A 20,155-nucleotide genomic window follows, 5' to 3' on the forward strand; every position below is an offset into this window, starting at 1 on the left:
TGCCGGGGCGTAACACCGCCCCGGCCAGGAAAGGTCAGATTCAGGCGTTGGTTACGGGTTTCGGCTCACTTTTCGTTTGCGCATTTTCCAGCATACGACGCACCGGAACAATGAGCACCGTCAGAACAGCGGCACAAATCAGCAGGGCAATGGAGCAGCGCGCGAAGAGGTCCGGCAGCATATCCAGCTGGTCGGCCTTCACGTGCCCGCCAATCAGGCCCGCCGCCAGGTTGCCCAGCGCGCTGGCGCAGAACCACAGCCCCATCATCTGACCGCGCATTCTTTCCGGGGCCAGCAGGGTCATGGTCGCCAGACCAATCGGGCTCAGGCACAGTTCACCGAGGGTCAGCATCAGAATACTGCCCACCAGCCAGAATGGGGAGACACCCGCCCCACCGTTACTGAGGACATTCTGCGCCGCCAGCATCATCAGGCCAAAGCCCCCTGCCGCGCACAGAATACCGATCACGAACTTGGTGATGCTGCTCGGACGAATATTGTTTTGCGCCAGTTTAGGCCAGGCCCAGCTAAAGACCGGCGCCAGCAGAATAATAAACAGGGCGTTAATTGACTGGAACCACACGGCCGGGATTTCAAAATCGCCGATCATGCGATTGGTGTAGTCGTTCGCAAACAGATTGAACGAGGTCGGCTTTTGCTCGAACGCAGACCAGAAGAAGGCCGCAGAGACCAGCAGAATAAAGCAGACCAGCAGTCTGGCGCGCTCTTTCCGGTTCAGGCCGGCAAAGGCAAACAGCCAGATGAAGTAGAGCGCCACAGAGGCGGCAATCACATACACCAGCACGCTGGCCACGGCGACCGGGTTAATGACAATCACGCCCTGAGCAATCAGGGTAACAATAATCGCAATACCCACTGCCAGTGCCAGCAGCCAGCCGCCGACACCGTTTTTCTTCGCAACCGGGCTGTTCCAGGTGGAGTCCAGCCCCACTTCACTGTCATAGCGTTTCATGGCCGGTACGGCAAACAGGCGGAAGATGACCAGCGCCACCAGCATCCCGATGCCGCCGATACCAAAGCCCCAGTGCCAGCCGTGGGATTTAATCAACCAGCCGGAGATCAGCGGCGCGATAAATGACCCCATGTTGATGCCCATATAGAACAGCGAGAAGCCGCCGTCACGACGCGCATCGCCTTTCTTATACAGGGTGCCGACCATTACCGAGATACAGGTTTTAAACAGGCCCGAACCAAGGACAATAAACATCAGGCCGATAAAGAACAGGTTGTTACCCATCACCGCAGAAAGCGCAATCGACAGGTGGCCGAGCGCAATCAGGATCGAACCGTACCAGACCGCTCTTTGCTGGCCGAGCCAGTTATCCGCCAGCCAGCCGCCCGGCAGTGCGGCCAGGTACATGGTTCCGGCGAAGATACCGACGATAGCGGAGGCATTTTCACGCGCCAGCCCCATGCCGCCATCATAGACGGTGGCCGCCATAAAGAGGATCAGCAGCGGACGGATACCGTAAAACGAGAAGCGCTCCCACATCTCCGTGAAGAACAGCGCGCCGAGCGGATAAGGATGGCCGAAGAAAGTTCGGCTTTCGTTTTTATTAACAGAGGATTGCATAATTCTCCCGAGATGATGTGTCGTCGTACTTGTTAGCACCGGAAGTCAGCCGTCCCGTTAGCATTCGGGTGGCTTTTTTACATCCGGCGAAATGTTATTTAACCATTTGATAACCTGAAGCAACTTTTGTCCAGCCCCTGGTGCACCACCAAAAGATGAAAGTTCGACAATCATCTTATTTCTTAGATTTTATGTTGGATAAACATGAATAGTGATTGACATCACATCAATAATTATTCGTTCCTGTCAGGCATAAAAAAACCCGCGACAGGCGCGGGTTTTTTGGCAGAGCAGCAAAGATTATTTGCTTTTCTTGATGTGTTTAATCAAACGCTTACGTTTACGCATCTGGTTCGGCGTCAGGGTGTTGCGTTTGTTAGCAAACGGGTTATCCCCTTCCTTGAACTGGATACGGATCGGCGTACCCATTACGTCCAGCGATTTGCGGAAGTAGTTCATCAGGTAACGTTTGTAGGAGTCCGGCAGATCCTTCACCTGGTTACCGTGAATCACCACGATCGGTGGGTTATAACCACCGGCGTGCGCATACTTCAGCTTCACGCGACGACCACGCACCAGCGGTGGCTGGTGGTCTTCTGCCGCCATGGTCATGATGCGGGTCAGCATCGCGGTACCGACACGGCGGGTAGAGCTGTCGTAGGCTTCGCGTACGGATTCAAACAGGTTGCCGACGCCGCTACCGTGCAGGGCAGAGATGAAATGCACACGAGCAAAGTCGATAAAGCCCAGACGGAAGTCGAGGGTCTCTTTCACCTGCTCACGCACTTCATTGCTCAGGCCATCCCACTTGTTGACGACGATAACGAGTGAGCGCCCACTGTTGAGGATAAAGCCGAGCAGGGAGAGATCCTGATCGGAGATGCCTTCACGGGCATCGATAACCAGCATCACCACGTTGGCGTCTTCAATCGCCTGCAGGGTTTTGATTACCGAGAATTTTTCCACTACATCGGTGATTTTGCCGCGCTTACGCACGCCCGCGGTGTCGATCAGCACATATTCACGCTCGTCGCGCTGCATCGGGATGTAGATGCTGTCACGGGTCGTGCCCGGCATGTCGTAGACCACCACGCGGTCTTCACCGAGAATACGGTTAGTAAGCGTTGACTTACCGACGTTTGGACGGCCCACAATCGCCAGCTTGATCGGCAGATCCTGTGGATTGAAGTCGTCTTCAGGCTCTTCTTCGCCCTCTTCGCTCTCTTCAAACTGCGCCCAGTATTCCGCGTCTTCATCCACCTCTTCTGGCGGGTTGATCTCATCAACAAACGGCAGCAGCGCGGTTTCCAGCAGGCTGGTCACGCCACGACCGTGAGAGGCGGCGATCGGGTAGATATCACCCAGGCCTAATGACCAGAAATCGGCCATCGCCTGGTCGGCATCGATACCGTCAGTTTTGTTCGCCACCAGGAACGTTGCTTTTTCACGTGAGCGCAGATGCTTGGCAATAGCCGAGTCGGCAGGCATCAGGCCCGCGCGCGCATCGACCATAAACAGCACGATATCGGCCTCTTCGATCGCCAGCAGGGATTGCTCCGCCATGCGGGTTTCCACGCCGTCCTCTGTACCGTCGATACCACCGGTATCGATACAGATAAACTCACGACCTTCCACTTCTGCACGACCGTACTTACGGTCACGCGTGAGCCCCGGGAAATCCGCAACCAGCGCATCACGGGTGCGTGTTAAACGGTTAAAAAGAGTGGATTTTCCAACGTTCGGGCGCCCGACAAGCGCGACCACAGGTACCATGTTTAAAGCCTCATAAAATTCGATATCACGTCGCATTTGCGGCGTTTTTTAAAAAATCAAAACGGCCCCTGAAGCAACAGGAGCCGTTGAGTATACTACAACCGCGGTGATTAACGCGTGATCGCGTACAGCGTGCCGTCTTTTGCCTGGATCAGCAGTTTACCGTCAACCGATACCGGCTCGGTCAGGAAGCCGGAACTGTCGACCTTCTCCTGCGCGACAAAACGACCGTTGCTCGGGTCAATCCAGTGCATATAGCCTTCGCTATCACCCACCACCAGGCTGCCGTTATAGAGTGCCGGCGCGGTCAGCAGACGGTGCAGCAGATCGCTTTGCGTCCACAGCGTCACGCCGCCTTCAGTGCTCAGGGCCAGCACGCGATCGTTCTGATCGACCAGGTAGATGCGGTTGCCGTCAACGATGAAATCGTTCACCGAGCCCAGCTCACGTTTCCACATGATTTGACCACTACGCAGATCCATCGCGGTCAGGTTGCCGTTATAGGCCAGCGCATACACAACGCCATTCACGATAACCGGCGTGGTATCGACGTCGCTCAGACGGTCGATTTCGGTCGGACCGGTAGCCTGAGAGATACGCTGCTGCCAGATCAGCTGACCTTGCTGCATCAGTACGGCGCTAACGCGACCGTTATCACCGCCGACAATGGCGGCGCCAAACGCGGTAGCCGGAGCCGATTCGCCGCGTAGGGAGAGCGCAGGCATATCCAGGTTCACGGTCCATTTCACCGCGCCGTCAGTTTCATTCAGCGCCTGCAGCTGACCGTTTGCGGTATGCACCAGCACCATGCCGTCGCTGACGACCGGACGAGAGAGCGATTCGCCCGCCACGCGGGTCTGCCAGGCAATGGAGCCATCGCTGGCGTTAAGAGCATAGACCTGTGCCTTCTCGCTGCCGATATAGACATGGCCACCGGCGACCGTTACACCACCGGAGAGCAGCGCAGGCGTGCGTGACAGCCAGCCGCTTTTTTCTGCGAGGTTAACCGACCACACTTCTTTGCCGTCGTCGGCATTCAGGGCTTTCACCGTGCCTTTACGGTCAGCCGCATAGACAACGCCGTCCGCAGAAGCCGGATGCAGGTTAGAGTAGAAATCACCAATCCCGTCGCCCACGGAGGTGCTCCAGGCGGTAGAAGGTTCAAACTGGTTTTCAACCGTCGGCAGTGGCGACATGGTCACGACATCTTCTTCACCGCTGAACAGTGAACAGCCGCTCAATAACGTAACGGAAAGCAGTCCTGGCAGAAGTAATTTACGCAATTGCATCGGGTCCCTCTCAGACGGACAAATTATTTATTTTCATCTGCAGCATTTCGCTCAGCGCTGGCGAGGCGTTACTTTTCACGCCCGCTTCCCACGCGCTGCGCGCGCCCTGTTTGTCGCCTTTGCTCAGCAATGCTTCGCCACGCAGGTCGGCAACAATGGCGGCGTAACCTTCACCTTTAACGCTGTCCAGCGTTTTCAGCGCGTCGTCAGTTTTTTTCTGCTGAACCTGAATACGGGCGAGACGCAGGTTGATAACCGCTTTCAGATTATCGTCGCTTGCTGATGCCAGACCCTGCTGCAGCTGGGCTGCCGCTTTGTCCAGTTCATTTTTATCAACAAACTGCTGAGCCACTTCCAGGGAAGCCAGCGCACCGTAGGTGTTTTTGTTGTCTGCGGCAAATTTCTCTGCCGCCGCCAGCGTTTGTGGCTGATCGGCGCGGATTGCGCTAACGGTATTTTCATACTGTAAGGAAGAACCACGGGCAGAGTCGACCTGATGATTGTTCCAGTAACGCCAGCCCACCAGGGCGCCAACACCTAAAATGACCCCAACAGCCAGGGCTTTGCCGTTTTCAGCAAAGAAGCGTTTAAGTGCATCAACCTGGTCGTTTTCGTTCTCGTAAATTTCCACGCAGTCCTTCTCCTTAGCCCAGTAGAGTGCGCAAGTGCGCCGCAACGCCGTCCTGCGTTACCGTTGTTTGCTCACCAGAGCGCAGATCTTTCACTACCACTTCGCCGTTAGCCACTTCTGACTCGCCAAGTACCAGTGCGATACGCGCGCCCCACTTATCGGCACGGGCGAACTGTTTTTTAAAGTTGCCGCCGCCGTGGTTGGTCATCAGCTTAGCCTCCGGGAGCGCATCGCGCACGCGTTCGGCAAGCTGCATTGCCGCAGACTGCGTTTCCGCGCCTGAGGCTACCAGGTATATATCGACAACAGGATCGGCTTTAAATTCCGGATTAACTGCCTGAACTAACAAAACAAGTCGCTCAAGGCCCATGGCGAAGCCAACGGCAGGTGCTGGGCGACCGCCTAACTGCTCAACCAGACCGTCATAACGGCCACCGGCACAGACAGTCCCCTGGGAACCCAGGCTGGTAGTGACCCACTCAAAGACGGTGCGGTTATAGTAATCCAGGCCACGTACCAGGCGCTGGTTAACCGTATAGGTAATACCAGCAGCTTCCAGCAGTTTGCACAGACCAGCAAAGTGTTCGCGGGAGTCGTCATCCAGGTAATCACCCAGCGCAGGCGCATCGTTCAGCAGCGCCTGCACGTCCGGGTTCTTGGAGTCCAGCACGCGCAGCGGGTTGCTGTACATACGACGTTTGCAGTCTTCGTCCAGCTTCTCTTTGTGCAGTTCCAGGAAGGCCACCAGCGCATCGCGGTAGTTCGCGCGCGCTTCAAGAGAACCGATAGAGTTCAGCTCCAGCGTAACATGTTCAGCGATGCCCAGCGCACGCCACCAGCGCGCGGTAAGCATGATCAGCTCAGCGTCGATATCCGGCCCCTGCAGGCCAAAGGCTTCGACACCCAGCTGGTTAAACTGGCGGTAGCGGCCCTTCTGCGGACGTTCGTGGCGGAACATCGGGCCGATATACCACAGGCGTTGCTCCTGATTGTACAGGAGACCATGCTCGATGCCGGCGCGAACACAGCCCGCCGTACCTTCCGGACGTAAAGTCAGGCTGTCGCCGTTACGATCCTCAAAGGTATACATCTCTTTTTCAACCACATCGGTCACTTCGCCGATAGCGCGCTTGAATAACGGGGTCTGCTCTACAATCGGCAAACGGATTTCGCTGTAACCGTAGCTGCCGAGCACCTGCTTCAGGGTGCCTTCAATGCGCTGCCAGATGGCGGTCTCGGCAGGCAGATAATCGTTCATGCCGCGAATGGCTTGAATATTCTTTGCCACGTTTGTTCTCTTTCTATAGACAAAAATGAACCCTGGGGTTCATAACCGAAGGGTTCAATCATACACAGGAAGCATACCGCTTCCCATCACGTTATTTTTCGACCTGGTGCACGCTGATGCGCTGCGCTTCATCAAGCATGGTCGCTTTGGCGCGGATTCGGGCTTCAAGCTGATCGATCATGTCGCTATTATCCAGACGATCTTTGCGAACGCCATCTTCATAGAGACCACTTTTCTTGTTGCCGCCCGTTACACCAAGCGTTGACACCAGCGCTTCACCCGGACCGTTTACCACGCAGCCGATAATCGAGACATCCATTGGGGTGATGATATCTTCCAGACGCTGCTCAAGGGCATTCACGGTACCGATGACATCAAACTCCTGACGCGAACAGGTCGGGCAGGCGATAAAGTTGATGCCACGGGAGCGGATACGCAGGGATTTCAGAATATCGAAACCGACTTTAATCTCTTCGACCGGATCGGCGGCCAGCGAGACGCGCAGGGTATCGCCAATGCCTTCGTTCAGCAGCAGGCCGAGGCCAATGGCTGACTTCACCGCCCCACTGCGCGCGCCACCGGCTTCGGTGATCCCCAGGTGCAGCGGCTGATCGATCTGCTTCGCAAGCAGACGATAGGATTCAACGGCAAGGAAAACATCAGAGGCTTTCACGCTGACTTTGAATTGATCGAAGTTCAGGCGATCGAGATGATCCACATGACGCATGGCCGATTCCAGCAGCGCCTGCGGCGTCGGTTCGCCATACTTTTCCTGCAGATCTTTTTCCAGAGAACCGGCGTTTACGCCGATACGGATGGGGATGTTTTTATCGCGGGCGCAATCCACCACCGCACGAATACGCTCTTCGCTGCCGATATTGCCGGGGTTGATACGCAGACAATCGACACCGTATTCCGCCACTTTCAGCGCGATGCGGTAATCGAAGTGAATATCGGCAACCAGCGGAACAGAGACCTGCTGCTTGATGAGTTTGAATGCTTCTGCCGCATCCATCGTTGGCACGGAAACGCGAACAATGTCCGCACCTACGCGTTCTAACGCTTTGATCTGATTGACCGTCGCTTCCACATCCGTGGTGCGGGTGTTGGTCATCGACTGAACGGCGATGGGGGCACCATCGCCGATTGGCACATTTCCGACGTAAATACGTTTCGATTTTCTACGTGGAATAGGAGCCTGGTTATGCATGAAAAATCTCCCGCGTTGCCTGTCCGTTACTTACTGTGCTGCTGATTGTTCGGCATTTACGGTCAGACGCGCAACCTGGTTAGTTCTGATAAAACGGCTCAGATCGACAGGTTTACCCTGGAACTGGATCTGGACCGCAGCCGGAGCACCAATCTTGAGTTTGTACGGCGCCTGGCCTGTCAGGTTTAAATTACCGTCTTTACGCTGCAGACCGCTGAACAGCTTTTTGCCCGTCGCATCGGTCACTTCCAGCCAGCAGTCGGCGGTGAAGTTCATCACCAGCGCGTTCGGGTCAACAGGTGCTGCCGACACGCCTGCCGGATCGGCAGGTAAGGTCTGAGTGGCATCCGCCGTCGCTGCAGGTGCGTTTGCAGGCGCAGTCTCGACGTTAGCCTGAGAAGGCGACACCACCGCATTGTCTGCCGGTGCCTGCGCCGTCTGATCCGCGGCTGGCGCAGCAGTTTGCGCCGTTGCCATATCCTGAGTGCCGGTTGCTGGCGTCTGTGAATCGCTGGCTCTTGCAGAGGCGTCGGTATTCAGCGGGATGCTCTGGGCACCATCGCCCGCTGAGTTATTGAGCTCGGCGGAAGTTTGATCGGCCATGGTGGTGATCTCTTCCTGCTGCGCTTTATGGTTCTGCCACCACCACGCGCCCGTCAGGCCGATGACCACAAACAGCACCAGCCAGGTGAAACTCATCAGCCAGCCATCACGTTTTTTACGGCGTTTGCCCAGCGAAAAACTCTGCATCGGCGCGACTTTCGCCGCTCTGACCGGTGCCTGTTTTTCCATCATTGGCAGCAGTTCGTTTTCAGGGATATGAACCAGTTTCGCATAGGAGCGGATATAACCACGCAGAAACGTTGAAGCAAGATCGGCAGGAGCCTTATCTTCTTCAATATCGCGGACCGTGGAAACCTTCAGACATAAGCGCTCCGCAACGACTTGCTGGCTTAGTCCAAGTTGTTCACGGGCGTTACGAAGACGTACGCCAGTGGAAAGTGCTGCATTTTGGTCGTGAGTGGCTTCAGTATTCATTCGCTACAACTACTGGTACGTGAAAAGTGAGTATCCTGGCGCCGGTGAGTCACAATGCCACCTGCACCGCGAAACTTCTGGTCAGTTAACCTTAGTAACCCCGCCCAATGCTGTCAGGTTATCGTTGACAGAGGCGGTCTGGCAGTGAGGCTAAACTGTTGTTGCATCGTTACATACTGCCTCAAAGTCATATAAAACGCACCGTAATTATTACCCATATGCCGGCGCAATGACTGTTTATTCGCATCCGTAGCCGCCACGGCGCAATAGACGCGCCGTGACGGCATAATAATTACACGGACTTGATCGCGATGGCGTCGCCCTGCATGCGTTTACGCAGTGTGCGCTTGGTGCGGTCGATAACATCACCGGCCAGCTGACCACAGGCGGCATCAATATCATCACCACGGGTTTTACGCACGATAGTGGTAAAACCATACTCCATCAGAACCTTGGAGAAACGGTCGATACGGCTGTTTGAGCTACGGCCATACGGCGCGCCCGGGAACGGGTTCCATGGGATCAGGTTGATCTTGCACGGCGTGTCTTTCAACAGTGCCGCCAGCTCGTGGGCGTGTTCGGTACCGTCGTTGACGTGATCCAGCATGACGTACTCAATGGTGACGCGACCCTGGTTGGCGTTGGACTTCGAAATGTAGCCACGAACCGAGTTCAGGAAGGTCTCAATGTTGTACTTCTTGTTGATGGGCACGATCTCATCGCGGATGGTATCGTTTGGCGCATGCAGCGAAATCGCCAGCGCCACGTCAATCATATCGCCGAGCTTATCCAGCGCGGGAACAACGCCTGAGGTAGAGAGTGTGACGCGACGTTTGGAGAGGCCAAAACCGAAGTCGTCGAGCATGATTTCCATCGCCGGAACCACGTTGGTCAGGTTCAGCAGCGGCTCGCCCATCCCCATCATCACCACGTTGGTGATTGGACGGGTGCCGGTGATTTTTGCCGCACCGACGATTTTCGCCGCACGCCACACCTGGCCGATGATCTCTGACACGCGCAGGTTACGGTTAAAGCCCTGCTGCGCCGTGGAGCAGAATTTACACTCCAGCGCACAACCCACCTGGGAGGAGACGCAGAGGGTAGCGCGATCGTCTTCCGGGATATAAACCGTTTCAACACGCTGATCGCCAACCGCAATCGCCCATTTGATGGTGCCGTCAGCGGAACGCTGCTCTTCCACCACTTCCGGCGCGCGGATTTCGGCCACTTCTTTCAGCTTGTTGCGCAGCACTTTGTTGATGTCGGTCATCTCATCAAAGTTGTCGCTGCAATAGTGGTACATCCATTTCATGACCTGGTCGGCACGAAACGGCTTTTCGCCCATCTCTTTGAAGAACTCGCGCATCTGCTGACGGTTCAAATCCAGCAGGTTGATTTTTCCATTTTTATTCGGAACCGCAGGAATGGCGACTTCGGAGGTGTTAACTAATTCAGACATAATATATTCCGGCCTCGTTGTTACACGTTATGGCCCGTGGAGGGTTGAAAAGAAACGCCCCGGAAAGCGATCGGCTCATCCGGGGCGTTACATTGTACAAAGTCTGGTGCAGGGATGCCACGTTTGCACGCGGCATTTACGAAAATAATGTGTAAACGAAACCGTTATATTAACGGGTACGTGGACACACTTCGCCTTCCGCGAAGAAGTAGGCGATTTCGCGTTTAGCAGATTCTACGGAGTCGGAACCGTGGGTGCCGTTCTCGGTGAAGCTGTCAGCGTAGTCTGCACGCAGTGTACCTGCCAGCGCGTTGTCCGGGTTAGTGGCACCCAGCAGATCGCGGTGACGCTGAACGGCATTTTCGCCTTCCAGAACGGAAACCACGATTGGGCCAGAGGTCATGAACTCAACCAGGCCGTCGAAGAATGGGCGACCTTCGTGCTCAGCATAGAAACCGCGAGCCTGCTCAACGGTCAGATGCAGCATTTTGGTACCAACAATTTTGAACCCTGCCGCTTCAAAGCGCGCAAAGATGCTGCCAATAACGTTTTTTGCCACCGCGTTTGGTTTGATGATGGAAAAAGTACGTTCAATAGCCATGATTACCTCTGTGATTTGTTCTGTTGTTTTGCATTCATGCGAAATATATGGCGCGGATTATAATGAGCATTGGCGCCATTGCCTATGGATGCATGTAACATTTTTTTAAAATAAGACGAGTTTTAACAACAGATCCTCGTCAAAACACCTTTTATCTATTGCAGCGTGAAATCCACAGTCGCCACCTGCCCCGCCTCATCCATTACCAGTAGCTGATAATCTCCTGCATTTTCAAGCTGCAACGTATACATTCGCCCCTGGACATTCAGCGGTTCGCCATTAAGAAACCACCAGCGCGGTCCCTCGCTGCCGCTGACCAGCAGAGGCAGCGAGACGCGCGACTCCCCCGGCAAACGCTTAATCACTGCCCCCTGACGAATGCCGGAGAGCAGCAGCGGCGCCGGGAAGGTCTGACCGAGCGGCGGACAGGTTGCAGACGCGGGCGGGATGCGGGCAGACCGTCGCTCTGCCTGGGGCAGCCACGGCTCCAGCGGCAGCGGCCAGACGTCGACGCTTTTTTCCTGCGCCTGCGGGCAGTCTGCTGCCACCCGCTTACCGCTGTTATCCAGCCAGATCGGAAAATGAATGCCGCGGATGCCCTCCTGCTCCGGCAGTAACAGCGTCGGCGGTTGGCTCCCTTCGAGCAGCCACGTCGCGAGTCGACGGCGGCAGTTGCTGTCCCCGTCTGGCAGCGACTGCCCGCCCGGCCAGCAAATCACCCCGCGGCTAACGGAGGCCGGGCGCGGATCGCGCGGCAGACGCGCCTCATCCAGCGCCGATCGCGACTGCAGCAGGTTATTAACCTGATTTAACACCGGCACGGCGCTGGCAAAACCAAACTGGCCGGCCACCGGGGTGCCGTCCGGCCTGCCGGTCCAGACCCCGATGACGTAGCGCGCATTCAGCCCAATCGCCCACGCATCACGATAGCCATAGCTGGTGCCGGTTTTTATTGCCAGGGGCACTACCTGAGCAAGCGCGCTGTCGGGTAACGGCTGCGCCTCACTGGCAAGAATGCGTCGGATGATCCACGCGGACCCAGGCGAGAGTAGAGGCCGTTCCAGCAGCGGGTCGTCGGGTTTCAGGCGCAGCTTCCCTGCCCGACCCTGACGGGCAAACGCGCTGTATGCCGCGGCGATATCCGCCAGACGCGCCCCGGCGCCCCCGAGAATCAGGGACAGATTCGGCTGAGCCCCCGCAGGCAGGAGAAGCGGTAAACCAGCGTTACGCAGCATTCCGGCAAACTTCTTCGGCCCGTAGGCCTCCAGCACCTGGACGGCGGGCAGGTTCAGGGATCGCACCAGCGCTTCGCTCATGCTCACTGGACCGTGAAAGCCGCTGTCAAAGTTACCCGGACGGTAATCGCCGGTGCGTCGCGGCACATCCTGCAGCAGCGAGGCGGGATGGATCAGCCCCTCATCCATCGCCAGGCCATAGATAAAGGGCTTCAGCACCGATCCCGGGGATCGGATCGCGCTGATCATATCCACATGGCTGAAGCGGCTGTCGTCGTTGATATCGACCGATCCCACCCAGCCGCGCACCTTCATATCGGTATGATCCAGGACGATCATCGCCAGCGAGCTGCGGGGCGGCAGGCGGGATTTCCAGTTCAGGGCCAGCTCCTCCAACTGACGCTGCAGCGTGGCATCCAGCGTCGTCACCACTTTGCTGTCGCGGCTTTTGCCCAGCATCATGCGCGAGAACAGCGGCGCCAGCTGCGGCATCTGGCGTGGCGCCAGCCAGACGGGCTCTTCCTGCGACTCTTTGACCTGGCGGGCGGACCAGACGCCCTGGGATGCCATCCGGTTGAGCACTTTGTTACGCGCCGCCTCTGCCCGCTGCGGCCAGCGATCCGGTCGCAAACGGCTCGGCGCCTGGGGCAGAACGGCAAGCAGGGCGGCTTCGGAGTAGCTCAGTTGCGCAGGGGATTTTCCCAGATAGGCCCAGCTGGCGGCCCCCACCCCCTGTAGCGTGCCGCCAAACGGGGCGCGGTTCAGATAGAGCGTCAGGATCTCAGCTTTGGAGAGGTGCCACTCCAGCTGGAGCGCCCGCCAGAGCTGACGCACTTTGCCCCCCAGCGTACGGGAATGCGGATCCAGCAGTCGCGCCACCTGCATCGTCAGCGTGCTGCCGCCCGAGATCACCTTTCCGGCCAGCAGATCCTGCCAGGCGGCGCGCAGAACAGAGAATGGGTTAACGCCGGGATGATCCCAGAACCAGCGATCCTCATACTGGATCAGCGCCTCAAGATAGCGGGGTGAAACCTCTTCAATGGTGACCGGATAGCGCCAGATCCCGTCGCGATCGGCAAATCGCCACAATGGAATGCCCTTTTCATCCACCACCAGGCGGGCAGGGTTGACCTCGTGTAACGGCAGCGGCCACAGGCGATCGGCAGCCACGACAGCGCCCCATAGCAGAAGAAGCGCTCCCGCCAGCCACAGCCAGCGGGAGCGTAACAGAGAGCGGCGCTGCACGTTACGGAACGACAGTTAGCGGGCCGCTGGCCGCACCCGTTGCCCGCCACTGCGGTACGTACATGGATTCCACCATCGGTACCGGCACCGTGTAGGTTCCCGGGGTGACGGCACGGGCCAGATAGACCAGCGTCACTGTCTCATAATTTTTCACCGACACGGCGGCGACAAAGCGATCGTCGCGGAACTCCATATGCTGGATATCCGCCTGCTGCATCTGGTTGAGCAGGTTTTGTACCTCGCTGCCGCTCTCCTGCAGGCTGGCGCTGCTGCTGGCGAGGTTCTGGTTTTCCAGCTCCAGCCCCGCAGGCAGCAGATCCACCACCAGCGCATCCGGCACGTTCTTGCTGGCACGCACGGTCAGCCAGACCAGAACCAGCTCCCCGCTTTTCAGGGAGGAGAGCGACTTGCTGCTGCCATCGGTGGCCAGAATCTGCCGTTCAATTTTCAGCACGTTCGAGGCGGGCTGCGGCGCGTATTGTGGGTAGCCGCTGCTGTCCAGACGCACCCACAGCGGTGCAGTGCCGGTATTGGTCACCTGCAGGGCGGCCAGTTGATCGGCATTAAGATTTTGCACCTGCGGTTTGTCTCCCCGCATATTGCCTTCTTTAAACGACGTGGTGGCCTGCCACTCTCCGGTGAGTTTCTGTACGGAACGCCCCGCCAGGAACAGAGCGTTACTCTCCTGCGTTGAGAGCCAGCGCTGGCTGTACGCCTGCTCAGAAAGCACATTCAGCAGCGTATTCTGAGCGTTCGGCAGCAGTTTGTACTCTTCCAGCAGGCTGAGCATCATCGCGTTATCGCGAAGCGGGCTGCCGTAATCGGCCAGCCAGCTTTGCGTTTCGCTGCGCGGCGTTTTGATTGCCAGATCGAGCGCCTGCTGGCTGCGCGGCGCATCCCCCATCAGCTTCAGCGCCAGGCCAAGCTGCATCAGCGGCAGGCCCGATTTGGCCTGACCATGACGATCCCAGATTTCACGCAGCGCCCCCAGCGGCGCTTTTTGCTGACGAGCCAGCACCAGCGCGGCATAGGCCTGGATGGCAAATTTGCTGGCGGTGGTGTTCTCGCTGTAGCGGACAGCCATCATGCCCGGGTCCTGCAGATAGCGCAGCAGGCGGTTGTTGGCGTTGGTAATGGCCTCAGCCGGGACGCTGTAACCCTGCTCGCCCGCCCGCACCAGGAAATCAGTGACGTAGGCGGTGAGCCAGTACTCTTCCTCACCGTTTTTATCCCACAGGGCAAAGCCACCGTTGTCACGCTGCATCTGCAGCAGGCGGGAGATACCGATCTCAATAGCCGCGCGACGTTTTTCGTCGCTGTCACCCTTAATCCCTAACGCGCTTAGCTGGGCGGCATTGGTATACAGAGACGGGAAGAGACCGCTGGTGGTCTGTTCCAGACAGCCATACGGATAGGCCTGCAGCTCACGAATGTAGCGGGCCAGGTTGAGCGGCGGCTTGCCGCTGAGCAGAAGCTGCCCCTGTAAGGTCACCGGCGAGAAATTCGCCAGGTGCTGTTCCGGCGCATGCCAGCTTTCGCCCGGATTGAGCATCGTGCCGGTGTTCACCGTCTGCGCCGGGAATGCCGGGCGCACGCCGATTTTCCAGCTCTTCTGCTGCGGGGCAAAGGTTTCGCCGGGCAGCGTCAAGCCGTTTACCTGCGCGACGATTTCGCCCTCGCCGTAACCCTCCAGCGCCCGCACAGGAATAAACAGCGTCGAGCGTTCGCCCGCGGCCAGTGTAACCGGCTGCGGCTGGGCCCCTTCCAGCGCCAGATTACCGCCAGCGGTCAGGGCGACGTTCAGGGTCTGCGGACGATCGGTGAGGTTAGTCAGATCCAGCGTCAGCCTGGCGCTATCGCCGCTGGCCAGGAAGCGCGGTGTGTTTAGCTCGGTGATCACCGGTGCGGCAACGATGATTTTGCTCTCGCTACTGCCAAAATCATCATCGGTCCAGGCCTGGGCCATCAGACGCAGCTCGCCGTTAAAGTCGCCAATGGGTAACGAGACGGTGCCCTCCCCGTTGGCGTCCAGCTCTACCGGCTGCGCCTGCTGGGCGATAATGGTGACGTGGTTAACCGGCGGTTTGCCGCCGCGCTTGAGCTCATCGCCGTCGCCGCCAAAGCGCAGCGACGCCAGACGCCCCTGGCCTTCAATCACCTGCCCGTAGATATCGTAGATGTCCGCGCCATAGCGCTTCTGGCCAAAGAACGCCTGCCACGGATCCGGGGTGACGTAATCGGTAATGTTGAGTACGCCGCTGTCCACCGCCGAAACCAGCACGTTAACTTTCTGCGGGGTCGTCCCCTCTTTCACGCTGGCTTTCACTTTCACCGTCAGCATCTGGTCAGGACGCATTTTGGGCGGATTTTCCAGGGCGATGCTCAGGCGACGGTTCTCATCGCCCATCGGCAGATGCAGCAAGCCCACAGCCCGTTTTGGCGTGGCCGATTTGGATTTATCGCCGGGGCGAACCACCAGCGTGGAGAGGTAAAGATCGTGACGTTTCCAGGCTTTATCTACCGGGATCGTCATATCCAGCCCTTCAGCCGGGACGTCGATCTCTTTCCACCACAGCGGCCCTTCGCTGGATTCGATCATCGCGTAGCCTTTACCTGCCGCCGGGGCGGCAATGTGCAGCTTGATGGTATCCCCTGGCTGATAGGCCGGTTTGTCCAGCTTCAGGGTGACGCGATCCGGTCGCGCCGCGCCGGAGCCGTCGCTGTTATCCTGCCAGCTGTAGCCCGACCAGAAGCGCACGCTGCTCACCGCCTCATCCGGGGCTTTCACCTCCAGACGGTAGGAGCCCCACTCCACCGGGAAGCTCACTTTCCCCGTTTCGTCCGCGGCCAGATCCAGCGCCTGCTCGCCTTCGATCAGATCTTTTTGATCAAACTGCGACTGCCAGCCGTCACTTTCCGACCAGGTCCAGGCGTAGTCCCGACGTTCGCGGATCAGGCGAACCTGCAGACCAGAAACGGCTTTTTTCGCCCCGCTGGCATCAGCGTAGACAATATCGAATCCGGCCTGGCTGTTCTCCTCCACAATCGGCTGGTTGACGGTGGTATCGGTGCGGTAGTCATAGACCGCTTTGCTGGCGAACTGCGGACGGATGCCCGGCAGGGTGGCCGCTGGCCAGACGGCCTGTTCCGCCCGGCGGGTCACCGGACGTCCGCCGGACTCCAGCAGGCTGGCCTGCAAAATAACCTGCAGCGGGGAGTGCGTCTCTTTCCACTGGCTTTCGCTGGTCACCTGACCCCGCCCTTGTTCGTCCAGGGTCAGCTGCACTTCGTCGAGGCTGCGGCTCAGGTTCTCTTCGGCGATATCGCCAAACTGGAAGCCCGGCAGTGCGGCCACGGCGTCACGCAGCGGGCGTAAAAAGAGCTGTCCTTGCAGGCTGTTGCCGTTGGCGGGAGCGCCGTACAGGTAATACCCCGTCACGTCGAACGCGACATCATCCTGCGGCGCAACCGGCGCTTTTTGCCCGGTAAGATTCAGCGCCATGCGCTCTGGCATAAAATCTTCGACGTGGAAATCCCACATCCGCTGCTGGTTATCGCCGGTACTGGCGCGCACATGCCACATGCCGGTCTGCGCCCCGCTATCAAGGGGATAGTTAAAGCGATAGAGACCGTTTTCCGGCTGGCTGACCACGGTACGTGCCACCTGGCCGTCCGGGCGTAATACCTCCAGCTTCACCGGCTGGTCGGGCAGCGGTTTGCCGTCGCTGTCGCGCAGCAGGCCGTTGAGGATCAACGTTTCGCCCGGGCGATAGAGATCGCGCGGACCAAACATAAAGAACTGCTTGTTCAGGCCTGGCGCGCCGGTGATGGCAAACTCCGCCAGATCCAGCGCCGGAAGGGTGAGATCCAAAAGCGTGGTCTGCCCATCTTTACGGGCGAGAAGCAGCGCGGCCGCTTTATCTGTTTGCAACGTCGCGTGACCGTCGGCATCGCTCGACGCCTGGGCCAGTGTCTGCCCTTTATCGTTGAGCAACAGCACCTCAATGCCCGACTGCGCCGCGCCGTTCTCCAGGCTCTGGGTAAAAATATCCAGCCGGTTATGGTAGCGGTGGGCGGAGAGACCAATATCGCTGAGGGTAAAGAGCGTGGCGGCGTTGCTGTAGTTATAGTGCCCGGCCTGATTCATCACCGCGATGTAGACCCCCGCCTGCTGTAGCGGCTTGATCTCCGCCAGCGGCAGCAGCAGTTTCTCGCGGGTATTGCGCGCCGGGTTAAGGTCGAAGCGGCCGGTATAGACCAGATCGGCCATCTTCAGCAGATTGTCGGATTCCCAGTTGGTAAGCGAACTGCGGTACTCCCACTGGCTGACGAACGCGGCCAGGGACTCGGGTTTGACCCGGTAGAAATTCACATCGACGTTGTTTACGTTCAGCGCCATTACCGGCAACCCTTCTACCACCTTGCCCGGCAGCAGCGAGCCGCGGCTGGCGAAGCCCACGGTCGGCTCAATATCGCGGGTGGTGATGGTTTTTTCGATATCGCTGCCCAGCGTGGCTTTATTCAGCCCAAGCAGCCCGCTCTCGACGGTGACCACCAGATTCCGGTTTGGCTCCAGATGGCGCAGGCGCAGCTCCTTCAGATTAGGCGCCAGCTCCCATGCCCCATCAACCTTGCCGCTTTTTTTGTCCACCACGTGCACGGTACGGGCGAAATCCTGGGCGGGATCGAGGGGAACCGAGAAGGTCAGCACCAGGGCTGCCGCGCCGTCGAGCTGGAGCTCTGAAGCATCCAGCAGGGTCAGCGCCTTGCCCTGGCTCTGCGCTGCCAGTTTTTCCAGCGTGGCGCCGTCAGGCTTCGCCGGGACAGTCGGTTGTGTGGTGGATGCAGCCGCCGCAGCGGGCGCCTGGGGTTTGGGCTTATCGTCACTGTTGTCACAGCCGATAAGCGCCAGTGAAGTGAGCAGCGCTAATGAAAGTGCGGCGAAGCGAAACGGTTTCATCCTTTATCCCTGGCCTCTCGGGCCTGTTGGTCGTCGTCGGGGTAAGTATTATCCGCAAGTTTCATTAATACAAAAGCACTCAATCCAATTACGGACAGCACCTCGCAAAATAATTATCAGCATTAAAAATTCCGCTGCTACGGCGATCACAGCCCATAAGGTTACATGTAACCTTTAACGTCATTTGTTTTTAAAACAAGAAGATATATGGATAAACCGGCGTTCCCACTGCTAGTTTTACTCTCAGACGCACCTTGAGTGCGCGGTTCAATAAGAGAGAACATGATGAAACGAGCCGTGAACGCCCTACAAAATTTCGGAAAATCATTATACGGACCGGTACTTATCCTGCCGATTGTCGGTCTGTTTATTGCCTTTGGAAACGTGCTGGGTAACGGTGGTCTTGCCGGCTATCTGCCATTCCTCGGCCATCCACTGATCCAGAGTATTGGCCAGCTGATCGCCAAATCCGCCGTCTCGGTGCTGGTTAACCTCGCGCTGGTGTTCGCCGTGGGGATTCCCATTGGTCTGGCAACACGTGACAAAGGTTACGCGGCGCTGATTGGTCTGGTGACCTTTGTGGTGTTTATCAACGCCATGAACGTCACGCTGCAACTGCAGGGCGCGCTGGCCCCTGCGGAGCAGATGAAAGCCGCCGGACAGAGCATGGTGCTGGGGGTACAGGTGCTGGAGATGGGCGTGTTCGCCGGGATCCTCACCGGGGCGCTGTCGGGCTACCTGTATAACAAATACTCCGGGGTGCAGTTTAACGGCGCCATGGCAATCTACTCCGGCCACTGCTTTGTCGCCATTATTATGCTGCCGGTCTCAATGCTGCTGGGGGTGGTGATGAGCGAGCTGTGGCCGTTTGCCCAGCACGGGATCAGCACGATGGCCTTAGCAATAAAAGGTTCCGGACCGTTTGGGGTGGCGATTTACGGCTTCCTTGAGCGCATCCTGGTGCCGACCGGCCTGCACCATCTGGTTTATACCCCCTTCCTCTATACCGAACTGGGCGGTACCCAGGAGGTCTGCGGCGCTACCTACCAGGGCGCGCGTAATATCTACTTCGCCGAGATGGCCTGCCCGGACGTGAAACAGCTCAGCAGCACCGTGGTCTGGGATGCTCGCGGTATCAGCAAGATGTTTGGCCTGCCTGCCGCCGCGCTGGCGATGTATGTCACCGCGAAACCGGAGCGTAAAGCCGCGGCGAAAGCGATTCTGATCCCGGCGGCGCTCACCTCGTTGCTGGTGGGCGTTACCGAACCCATTGAGTTCTCCTTCCTGTTTGTCGCCCCGCTGCTGTTTGTGGTGCATGCGGTGCTGACCGGGATTGGCATGATGCTCTTCTCCCTGTTCGGCGTTCACGCCATCGGCGCCAACGGCATCATCGATTTCATTCTCTATAACCTGCCGCTGGGCACTGAGAAGTCTAACTGGCCGATGTACATCGTGGTCGGGCTGATCATGTTCACCGTCTACTTCGTTGTCTTCCGCTTCCTGATCCTGCATTTCCGCATGAAAACGCCGGGACGCGAGGAGGAAGATCAGGAGACCCGTCTGTACAGCAAGCAGGAGTATCAGGCGAAGGGCAGCAATGATGGCCTGGGCGAGGCGATTGTGGTCGGCCTCGGCGGACGTGAAAACATCGAGGTAGTGGACAACTGCTACACCCGCCTGCGCGTCACGGTGAAAGATGTCGCCGTCATCGACGAGCCGCGGCTCAAGGCGACGGGCGCGAAAGGCATTATCAAACAAGGTAACAACGTTCAGGTGGTCTACGGGCTGCATGTCAAAAAAATGCGAGAAGCGGTCGAGACGGTTCTCTGAAG

12 protein-coding genes are annotated in these 20,155 nt (G+C 58.0%); 1 reads left to right on the forward strand and 11 read right to left on the reverse strand.

Features of this window, described 5'->3' with window-relative positions:
- Window positions 1–40: 40 nt before the first annotated feature.
- The 11 genes from GNG29_RS16610 to GNG29_RS16660 all read right to left on the reverse strand — a co-directional run bounded on the left by GNG29_RS16610 (window position 41) and on the right by GNG29_RS16660 (window position 18,323).
- Entirely contained in the window at window positions 41–1,594 is a 1,554-nt protein-coding gene (locus GNG29_RS16610) for a peptide MFS transporter (protein ID WP_103180705.1), read from the reverse strand.
- Between the two features lie 300 nt (window positions 1,595–1,894).
- A complete protein-coding gene (gene der, locus GNG29_RS16615; protein WP_103181122.1) occupies window positions 1,895–3,367 on the reverse strand; it encodes a ribosome biogenesis GTPase Der in 1,473 nt (490 codons plus the stop codon).
- A gap of 110 nt (window positions 3,368–3,477) precedes the next feature.
- The gene (gene bamB, locus GNG29_RS16620) at window positions 3,478–4,656 is read right to left on the reverse strand and encodes an outer membrane protein assembly factor BamB (protein ID WP_103180706.1); all 1,179 of its coding nucleotides are present in this window, start codon (window positions 4,654–4,656) and stop codon (window positions 3,478–3,480) included.
- A gap of 10 nt (window positions 4,657–4,666) precedes the next feature.
- Window positions 4,667–5,287 carry a YfgM family protein gene (locus tag GNG29_RS16625; protein WP_103180707.1) on the reverse strand — a complete coding sequence of 207 codons (621 nt, stop codon included), beginning with the start codon at window positions 5,285–5,287 and terminating at the stop codon, window positions 4,667–4,669.
- 13 nt (window positions 5,288–5,300) lie between these two features.
- On the reverse strand, window positions 5,301–6,575 hold the full coding sequence (hisS, locus tag GNG29_RS16630) for a histidine--tRNA ligase (protein WP_103180708.1): 1,275 nt from the start codon (window positions 6,573–6,575) through the stop codon (window positions 5,301–5,303).
- 91 nt (window positions 6,576–6,666) lie between these two features.
- A complete protein-coding gene (gene ispG / locus GNG29_RS16635; protein WP_103824628.1) occupies window positions 6,667–7,785 on the reverse strand; it encodes a flavodoxin-dependent (E)-4-hydroxy-3-methylbut-2-enyl-diphosphate synthase in 1,119 nt (372 codons plus the stop codon).
- Window positions 7,786–7,815: 30 nt separating this feature from the next.
- Window positions 7,816–8,823: a cytoskeleton protein RodZ gene (gene rodZ, locus GNG29_RS16640; RefSeq protein WP_156655027.1), complete on the reverse strand. Its 1,008-nt coding sequence runs from the start codon at window positions 8,821–8,823 to the stop codon at window positions 7,816–7,818.
- A 292-nt stretch (window positions 8,824–9,115) separates the two neighbouring features.
- Window positions 9,116–10,282 (reverse strand): bifunctional tRNA (adenosine(37)-C2)-methyltransferase TrmG/ribosomal RNA large subunit methyltransferase RlmN, encoded by a 1,167-nt coding sequence (locus tag GNG29_RS16645; RefSeq protein WP_103180711.1) that lies wholly within the window; start codon window positions 10,280–10,282, stop codon window positions 9,116–9,118.
- A gap of 169 nt (window positions 10,283–10,451) precedes the next feature.
- Window positions 10,452–10,883, reverse strand: a complete 432-nt coding sequence (gene ndk / locus GNG29_RS16650) for a nucleoside-diphosphate kinase (RefSeq protein WP_039029721.1) — start codon at window positions 10,881–10,883, stop codon at window positions 10,452–10,454.
- A gap of 155 nt (window positions 10,884–11,038) precedes the next feature.
- Window positions 11,039–13,363, reverse strand: a complete 2,325-nt coding sequence (gene pbpC, locus GNG29_RS16655) for a peptidoglycan glycosyltransferase PbpC (protein WP_156655028.1) — start codon at window positions 13,361–13,363, stop codon at window positions 11,039–11,041.
- A gap of 1 nt (window position 13,364) precedes the next feature.
- On the reverse strand, window positions 13,365–18,323 hold the full coding sequence (locus tag GNG29_RS16660; protein ID WP_156655029.1) for an alpha-2-macroglobulin: 4,959 nt from the start codon (window positions 18,321–18,323) through the stop codon (window positions 13,365–13,367).
- 285 nt (window positions 18,324–18,608) lie between these two features.
- On the opposite strand from GNG29_RS16660, the gene GNG29_RS16665 reads away from it, so the two are divergent.
- Window positions 18,609–20,153, forward strand: coding sequence for a PTS transporter subunit EIIC (locus GNG29_RS16665; protein WP_156655507.1), 1,545 nt, complete (start codon window positions 18,609–18,611; stop codon window positions 20,151–20,153).
- Window positions 20,154–20,155: the final 2 nt, after the last annotated feature.

This window comes from Leclercia sp. Colony189 (assembly GCF_009740165.1).
Taxonomy (GTDB): domain Bacteria; phylum Pseudomonadota; class Gammaproteobacteria; order Enterobacterales; family Enterobacteriaceae; genus Enterobacter.

Bases quoted from the DNA above. Each gene is read 5' to 3' on its own strand.
- GNG29_RS16665 (WP_156655507.1), top strand. From the start codon at position 18,609: ATGAAACGAGCCGTGAACGCCCTACAAAATTTCGGAAAATCATTATAC.
- GNG29_RS16645 (WP_103180711.1), bottom strand. From the start codon at position 10,282: ATGTCTGAATTAGTTAACACCTCCGAAGTCGCCATTCCTGCGGTTCCG.
- ispG (WP_103824628.1), bottom strand. From the start codon at position 7,785: ATGCATAACCAGGCTCCTATTCCACGTAGAAAATCGAAACGTATTTAC.
- der (WP_103181122.1), bottom strand. From the start codon at position 3,367: ATGGTACCTGTGGTCGCGCTTGTCGGGCGCCCGAACGTTGGAAAATCC.
- GNG29_RS16610 (WP_103180705.1), bottom strand. From the start codon at position 1,594: ATGCAATCCTCTGTTAATAAAAACGAAAGCCGAACTTTCTTCGGCCAT.
- bamB (WP_103180706.1), bottom strand. From the start codon at position 4,656: ATGCAATTGCGTAAATTACTTCTGCCAGGACTGCTTTCCGTTACGTTA.
- rodZ (WP_156655027.1), bottom strand. From the start codon at position 8,823: ATGAATACTGAAGCCACTCACGACCAAAATGCAGCACTTTCCACTGGC.
- GNG29_RS16660 (WP_156655029.1), bottom strand. From the start codon at position 18,323: ATGAAACCGTTTCGCTTCGCCGCACTTTCATTAGCGCTGCTCACTTCA.
- ndk (WP_039029721.1), bottom strand. From the start codon at position 10,883: ATGGCTATTGAACGTACTTTTTCCATCATCAAACCAAACGCGGTGGCA.